1 pseudogene is annotated in these 407 nt (G+C 34.2%); it reads left to right on the top strand.

Going from position 1 to position 407, the window contains the following annotated elements:
• Nucleotides 1-407, top strand: a pseudogene (locus AB4Y90_RS18260) (hypothetical protein); the annotation flags it as partial.

A 407-nucleotide genomic window follows, 5' to 3' on the forward strand; every position in this document is an offset into this window, starting at 1 on the left:
TTATTAGATAAAGAAATCTGGTACACCAAAGCTCGTAATATTGATGTATTTAAAAAAACAGAAAACGGTTATCAGACACAGTTTTCTATCAATAATGTAAGTGATGAAGCGGGTACGGGTGAGTCGATCAGATTAACTTTTAACCAGTCTTCATTACAGGATGTGTACCCAAAATTGTACACAATGGCTTTATCAACTGATTCTAAATTAGGAAAACTGATTCCGAATGAGCCTTATATTCCTTTTGCTGAAGACATCGAACTGAATTACAGTGCGAAAGAGGAAGTATATTCTTATTTGATAAAAGATTCTGAAGGAGCAGCATTAAAAAGCAAAGAAGTACAATTTTATCACGAAGATGTATTCGGGCAATACGAAAAAGATGTTAAAACCCAGCACATTGTTCC

The organism is Chryseobacterium sp. 2TAF14 (genome assembly GCF_052115105.1).
GTDB lineage: Bacteria > Bacteroidota > Bacteroidia > Flavobacteriales > Weeksellaceae > Chryseobacterium.